The organism is Rhizobium sp. UFLA01-1127 (assembly GCF_059803845.1).
Genome location: NZ_JAUQTZ010000222.1, coordinates 1 through 6,484, shown reverse-complemented (window position 1 = coordinate 6,484; position 6,484 = coordinate 1). Strand labels below are relative to the sequence as shown.

The window sequence follows — 6,484 nt, the reverse complement described above, 5'->3', positions numbered from 1 at the left end:
CTATTGAGATGATTAGCCATCGACTTTCGATATTTGTGAAAACATTCGCGGTATGTACCATAAAATGTCCCGTTACGCGAATATTTTCTGATCGTGGCTATTTTTGATCCCCGCCGCCATTCCTGGGCAACAAATCCTCCCGCCTATGACGGTAATCTATAGGAATCGCTATGGTGGAAGGAAGAAGTCACTCTGCTGGCAAGCGCAGTGCTGAACGATAACTAAGATTGGCGCTTGTGGCAATTGCTCTACCAGCGGAGTAACTCGGAAATGGCAATGCGCCTCCGACTTGATCCGTTTCTGGATGCGGCTGATGTCAAACGGCCTTTGGGCGCAGCGAATCGAAATGCTGCATCATGCGTTTCGCGTTCGGGCGCATGCCCGTGAACAGTTCGAAGGCTCTTACTGCCTGAAACACCGCCATTCCGCCGCCATCAAGAACGCGGCAACCTGTCTGCCGGGCGAGCTTTACCAATTCGGTTTCGATCGGGAAGTAGACGATTTCGGCGACCCAGAGGCGGTCCGACAGAAGCTGGGCGTCGAGCGGTAGTCCGGGATGGGCGGCCATGCCGATCGGCGTTGCATGAACCAGACCGTCCGCGACATCAAGCGCTTCCGCAAGATCATGGCCAACCGTGAAGCGGCAAGCGCCGTGCGCCGGCTGGAGCTGATCCACAAGCGCCTCCGCTCGCGCAAGATTCAGATCGAATATCTCCACGGAATGCGCGCCCATCTGCGCTACGGCATGCGCAACGGCAACGCCCGCGCCGCCCGCGCCCAGCTGCACGACGCGGCCGAGCGAAACGCCGGTCAGCCCTCGCCTGAAGCTTTCGGCAAATCCCCACCAATCGGTATTGTGGCCGATCCTGCGCTCTCCCTGAAAAACGATCGTATTGATGGATTTCAGCGTCTGGGCATCGGGTGATAGTTCATCGACCAGCGTGACCGCCGCCTGCTTGCACGGGTGAGTGATGTTGAGGCCGGCAAAGCCCTGCGCTTCGGCTTCGTCGACAAGGGCTGGCAGGTCCGATACGGAAAGGTTGCGCACGTCTAGATCGATGAGATCGTAGCGATAGGATAGCCCGCAATGCTCGCCCTCGCGCATATGCATGGCCGGAGTCAGCGAGCGGCCTATGCCCGCGCCGATCAATCCGACATGAAGCTGACGCGGAACAATAGCGGCTTGCGTGTTCAATCTTTCCTCCCGAGCAGCATAATAAAGCCGAGCCAAATGACTTGATGTCAAAATGTACGAACTAGTACGTAAAGTCAACACGAGGTACAGCTTTGCATACCGGCAAAAGCCGCAGGCGGAACTCAGACAGCTTGGCGGGAATTCAGATCGTGTCGGAGGACGGATGTCTCAAGAAGGCAAGAATGGCATCGACTATCAAAGACTTATGACGTTTTTTCAATTCCTCTGAGGAAAGATCGCGCTCAAAAATTGCCCCGAAAGTGTGACGATTGGAAACGCGAAAGAAGCATTGGGCGCTGATCATCATATGCAAATCGACCGGGTCCACCTTGCGCACAAAGCTGCCGTCGGCATAGCCCCGCTCGAGAATTTCCGAGATGATATCGATGACCGCGATGTTCATCTGCGACAAGACGACCGAGCGCTTCATATGTTCGGCCCGGTGGATGTTTTCGATGCTGACCAGGCGGACGAAATCCGGATTTTGATCGTCATGATCGAATGTGCTTGCGATCAATTGCGCCATGGCCTGAACCGGCGCCATGTTTTCCAGATCGAGCTCGCTCTCGAGTGTGCGGATCTTCGTATAGGCCTGCTCGAGAACGGCAAGATAAAGGCCTTCCTTGCTGCCGAAATAATAATAGATCATGCGCTTGGACGTCTTGGTGCGCTCGGCGATCTCATCGACGCGTGCTCCGGAAAAACCGGCTGCGACGAATTCCTCGGTGGCGATCTTGAGAATGTTTTCCTTGGTCGCGTCTGGATCGTTCTTTCGCGTAAAACGCTCGATCTTGGCCGCTTGCGCTTTGGTCATGCCTTGCCCGTCTTCCTGGGTCTGTCCCTGCCCATCGTTGAAGATCAAAGCTTTAACACAGGCTTCACGCCGATGGGGAGAGCCTAAAGTTTCGGCAGGCCAATTGGCCGCAGATGCCGCCTTAGCGCTGCTATGCGAAAGATTGCGTTTGCTGCACCGTAGCCGCGATAGCCGCTGCGCTGGACGATTTCGAAGAAGAAACCTTCGCCATAGGTCGGGCTGTAGAGCTGGAAATATTCTCCGTGATCGTCGCGGTCATAGAGGATGTTGTGCGCCTGGAGACGATCCGTGAAAGCCGGCTCCAGGCCAAACCTGGCCTCCAGATCATCGTAATAGTTGGGGGAGATCATCAAGGTGGCAAAACCGTTATCCGACAATGCAGCCGCGGTCGCAAAGATATCATCGGTCGCAAAGGCGAGATGCTGAATGCCGGAGCCAAAGGTCTCGGCGATGAAATGGCCGGCCAAGGTATTGCGGTTTTCCGCACCGTTCAGCGTGATGCGCAAGCTGCCCGGCTCGTTTTCGACCACCTGGCTGCGAACGACACCGGCCGGATCGATAATGTCGACCATCGGTGTCTTATGCGCATTCAATATCGCCGTATAGAAGAGCAGCCAGGTCAGCAATTCCTCATATTTCATCGTCTGTGCGACATGATCGATCCCCGTCAGCCCGACCGGCTGCAGATCGGTATCGTCATCGACCGGATCGAATTCGATATCCCATATGCGGGCGAGTGCGCTCCTGCGATCGAGGAAATAGAGGATGCCGCCGCCAACGCCCCTTACACCAGGCATTTCGATCTCGCCGGGATTCAATGGCTGCTCGAAACGTTCGGCACCCAGAGCCACGGCGCGCGCGACTGCCGCTTCGGCATCGTCCACCCAAAGTCCCATCGCATAGGCCGACTGCCCGTGCAAAGCATAGGAGGCACCGGCAAACCCATCCGGATCGGTATTGACGACGAGGTTGATGTCGCCTTGCCGGAAGACATCGACGCGCTTGCTCTTGTGGCGCCCGGCATGGCGAAAGCCCAGGGCACGCAGCCGATCGGAGAGGATCGAAGTCTCCGCCTCGTCGACCGTAAACTCGACAAAGGCAATTCCATCCACCTCGGCGCGCGCCGGCATGGACGGCAAGGTGAGGCTGCTGCTCTCCGCACGGCGAACCTGATCGCCGAGATAGACGAGCGAGCGCCGGCCATCGACGGCGATGGCGGCCGGGGAGCCGCCGCGAAACTGGTCGTTGAAAATCTCCAGCGACAGATAACCGTCATAACCCGTTGCCGCGACAGCCTTCATGAATTCCAGCACCGGAAGGTCGCCCTCCCCGGGCATGTTGCGGAAGTGACGGCTCCAATAGAGAAGATCCATGTCGATCAGCGGCGCATCGGCAAGCTGAATGATGAAGATCTTCTCTTTCGGGATCGACCGGATCGAATTGACATCGATCTTTCGCGAAAGCGTATGGAAGCTGTCGAGAATAAGGCCGATATTCGGATGATCGGCCCGGCGGACGATCTCCCAGGCATCGCGATGATCGTGAATGTGCCGCCCCCAGGCAAGCGCTTCGTATCCAACGCGCAGGCCGCGCCTCGCCGCTCTTTCACCGAGTTCGAAGAAGTCGGCGGCAGCGCGGTCGATTCCGCCCAGCGCCACAGACGAAACATTCGAGCAGACGAGAACGAGATCGGTTCCCATCTCCTGCATCAGGTCGAACTTGCGCTCGGCGCGATCGAAGGTTCGGCTGCGGAAGGGTTCGGGCATGCCCTCGAAGTCCCGGAAGGGCTGAAAGAGCGTGATCTCCAGCCCATGATCCCTAACCATTTGACCGACCTGGCGCGGCGATTCATCGAAGGCGAGGAAATCGTTCTCGAAGATCTCCACACCATCGAAGCCCGCCTTGGCGATGGCCTGAAGTTTTTCCTTCAGGTCACCGCTGATCGAAACGGTCGCAATCGAGGTTTTCATTGTATCATCCCGTTCCCTTGGCGATTTTCAACAAATTCACCCCCCGGTCGCCGACGCTATGGCCGTCCTGATCATGGGCTCGCGGCTAGACCGTCCGGTCGGCGTGTCCGACCCTGGCCGCAAAGCGCCGTGCATCCTTGCCGAGCCGATCGATGGGCGTCTGATACGTCTCCGTTGCGGTTGCTGCGGAAACAGCGGCGATCAGGGCTGTGATCGACGTAAACACGGCAACCGGCACCCATCCCATGGGACCGTTGCCCATCAGGGCGGCGCTGATCGTCGGAGCGAAACCGCCAAGTGCAAAGCCGATCTGGGTTCCGACAGCCATGCCCGACAGACGTACGCGGGTGTCGAACATTTCCGCATAGAGCGCCGGCCAGACGCCGTTGGATGCGCTGTAGACGACGCCCGAAAGCAGGATGCCGAGGATGAAGACGAGCATGAGGTTGTTCTGGCTGATTGCCCAGATGTATGGCCAGATCAGAACCGCGCAGCCGACGGCCCCGAAGATGAACACAGGCTTGCGGCCAATGCGATCTGCAAGGATGGCCCATGCAGGAATTGCGCCGAGCGCCACGACATTGGCAAGCACCAGGACTGTCAGCATCGTCGAGCGATCGATATGCATGGTGTTGACGGCGTAGGATAGCGTGAAGACGCTGAAGATCGTGCTGACGACGGAAATCAGTGCAGCAAAGATGATGCGCAGGACGTCGGCCCAATAATTGGCAAGCAGCGAGACCAAAGGCAGCTTGGCCACTTCGCCTTTCTTCGTTTCCTCAAGGAAGGCTGGCGTTTCCGCCAGCGTGCGGCGAACCCAGAAACCGACGAGGACGACGACGAAGCTCAAGAAAAAGGGGACGCGCCAGCCCCATGACAGCAACGCCGCCTCGTTGAGCGCTCCCAACGGAATGAAGACCAGGGTCGCAAGGATCAGGCCGGCTTGCGTCCCGCTCAGCGTGAAGCTGGTAAAGAATGCTCGCCGGTTTTCAGGCGCATGCTCGAGTGTCATCGAGCTTGCTCCGGCCTGCTCACCGGCCGCTGAAATGCCCTGCAGCAATCGCGCTAGAACCAGAAGAACCGGCGCCAGGATGCCGGCCTGGCCATAGGTCGGCAGGCAGCCGATGATGAAAGTCGAAAATCCCATGAGAAGCAGCGTGAAAGTCAGCACTTTCTTGCGACCGAACTTGTCGCCGATATGCCCCAGGATCACCGCACCCAGTGGCCGCATGATGTAGGCGACGCCAAAGGTCGCAAAAGAAGCGATCGCCGCCGTTTGCGGATCTTCCGCTGAAAAGAATATTTTCGGGAAGATCAGCGCCGCTGCCGTCCCGTAGACAAAGAAATCATAATATTCGACGGCGCTTCCAAGCCAGCTCGCAAGAGCGGCACGCTTAGGCGTCTTATGGTCTGTCGGCATTTTCATCATCGTTCCTCCCCAAAAGCATCTCAATTGCAAAGAAATGCTGCATCCGTGAGCGCCGAAACCTCCGTCGGCACCCCTTCGCATGACATCCAAGCCTGTCTTGGCAGTCACCGGCACTGCTCATGGCAGCGCCCGTCACTCCTCCAAGGAGATAATGTACGAACTAGTTCGTTTTGTAAAGTGTAGCGGCGCTGCGGTTGGTCGGCATAGAGAGCCAAAGCTAACGGATGGCCGGCAGAATATCCGCGGCGATCTCCTCGATGACCTCGCCGGGCGGCCTGCCCTGCGTGACGAGATTGAAGGCAACATGATGGATGCCAGCTTCGCGCATGGTCGACAGCGCGCCGATCAACCCTTGCCTGCCGGTTCTGCCGCCGAGATTGAGCTCCTCGTAGGCTGCTTGGGAATTATCGAGCAATTCCAAAACCATGGACTGGCCGAAGCCGCGAAAATCGGTAGCGGCCTTTGCCTGGGCATTATGCCAAAGCGCCAATCGATCCTTCTGGACCGATAGCGGCCGGTAATAAGTCATCCATGCCGTCGCATGCCGGGCGATCCATTCGAGGGATTGCGACGACGACCCCACTGCCACCATCGGGACGGTCCCTTGCTGCAGGCCGGGTCTTACGGCGAACTCGTTTCGCACGCGGCCGCTTTCGTCGATAACCTCCTGACTGGAGCGAAGAGCGGCAGCGAGGCGCTCCCAATGCGACTGAAAGAGTGCCTTGCGGTTTTCAACATCCTCTCCGAACATTTCATACTCGCTTGGTCTGTCTCCCGAGCCGAGTCCGAGGACGAAGCGTCCTTTCGACAAGGACGCCGTCGAAAGCGCAGCCTTGGCGATATGAAGCGGATGCCTGAGAGGCAGCACGATCGCACCCGTCGCCAAGGCGATCCTGGATGAGGAAGCCGCCAAAGCCCCGAGTAAAACCCAGGGATCGGCATGCCCGACCGGGTCGGGATAGCTTTCACTGTTAAGGGGAACATCCCTCACCCACAGGGCATCGAAACCCAATTTGTCGGCTTGGGCTGCGATATCGAGCTGGGTATCGAACTGTATGTCCGCTGCGGTTCTCGCC

5 protein-coding genes are annotated in these 6,484 nt (G+C 58.0%); all 5 read right to left on the bottom strand.

Features of this window, described 5'->3' with window-relative positions:
* Positions 1 to 316 precede the first annotated feature (316 nt).
* Complete coding sequence (locus tag Q4Q11_RS30470) at positions 317 to 1,195, bottom strand: shikimate dehydrogenase (RefSeq protein WP_498571813.1); 879 nt, start codon at positions 1,193 to 1,195, stop codon at positions 317 to 319.
* Between the two features lie 142 nt (positions 1,196 to 1,337).
* Positions 1,338 to 2,009 (bottom strand): TetR/AcrR family transcriptional regulator, encoded by a 672-nt coding sequence (locus Q4Q11_RS30465; protein WP_113217759.1) that lies wholly within the window; start codon positions 2,007 to 2,009, stop codon positions 1,338 to 1,340.
* A gap of 83 nt (positions 2,010 to 2,092) precedes the next feature.
* On the bottom strand, positions 2,093 to 3,979 hold the full coding sequence (locus Q4Q11_RS30460; protein ID WP_498571812.1) for a bifunctional sugar phosphate isomerase/epimerase/4-hydroxyphenylpyruvate dioxygenase family protein: 1,887 nt from the start codon (positions 3,977 to 3,979) through the stop codon (positions 2,093 to 2,095).
* Positions 3,980 to 4,064: 85 nt separating this feature from the next.
* Complete coding sequence (locus Q4Q11_RS30455; protein ID WP_498571811.1) at positions 4,065 to 5,405, bottom strand: MFS transporter; 1,341 nt, start codon at positions 5,403 to 5,405, stop codon at positions 4,065 to 4,067.
* Between the two features lie 220 nt (positions 5,406 to 5,625).
* The coding region (locus tag Q4Q11_RS30450; RefSeq protein ID WP_498571810.1) for a TIGR03571 family LLM class oxidoreductase at positions 5,626 to 6,484 on the bottom strand (859 nt) is incomplete at its 5' end.

Bases quoted from the DNA above. Each gene is read 5' to 3' on its own strand.
- Q4Q11_RS30460 (WP_498571812.1), bottom strand. From the start codon at position 3,979: ATGAAAACCTCGATTGCGACCGTTTCGATCAGCGGTGACCTGAAGGAA.
- Q4Q11_RS30455 (WP_498571811.1), bottom strand. From the start codon at position 5,405: ATGAAAATGCCGACAGACCATAAGACGCCTAAGCGTGCCGCTCTTGCG.
- Q4Q11_RS30465 (WP_113217759.1), bottom strand. From the start codon at position 2,009: ATGACCAAAGCGCAAGCGGCCAAGATCGAGCGTTTTACGCGAAAGAAC.